Origin of the sequence: Sulfitobacter sp. HI0129 (assembly GCF_001635395.1) — a bacterium.
Taxonomy (GTDB): domain Bacteria; phylum Pseudomonadota; class Alphaproteobacteria; order Rhodobacterales; family Rhodobacteraceae; genus Sulfitobacter.
Genome location: NZ_LWGH01000055.1, coordinates 1 through 344, shown reverse-complemented (window position 1 = coordinate 344; position 344 = coordinate 1). Strand labels below are relative to the sequence as shown.

Annotated in this window: 1 protein-coding gene; it reads left to right on the top strand. The window is 54.7% G+C overall.

Going from position 1 to position 344, the window contains the following annotated elements:
- Positions 1–61: 61 nt before the first annotated feature.
- Positions 62–344, top strand: a 283-nt coding sequence (locus tag A3764_RS00535; protein ID WP_201722376.1) for an ATP-dependent Clp protease proteolytic subunit, incomplete at its 3' end; no start/stop codon positions are given.

The window sequence follows — 344 nt, the reverse complement described above, 5'->3', positions numbered from 1 at the left end:
TAATCTCTAGCCCAAGAGATTTGCGGGTATGGTCCTGCGAACGAACTACAGGCAGGCCAATATGAACGATCCCATCGACACCTACATGAACACGCTCGTCCCCATGGTGGTCGAACAGACCAGTCGCGGGGAACGTGCCTATGACATCTTTTCGCGCCTCCTGAAGGAACGGATCATCTTCCTGAACGGTCCGGTCCACGACGGCATGTCATCACTCATCGTGGCGCAGTTGCTGCACCTTGAGGCGGAGAACCCGTCAAAGGAAATCTCCATGTATATCAACAGCCCCGGCGGTGTCGTGACCTCCGGTCTGTCGATCTACGACACTATGCAGTATATCAAGC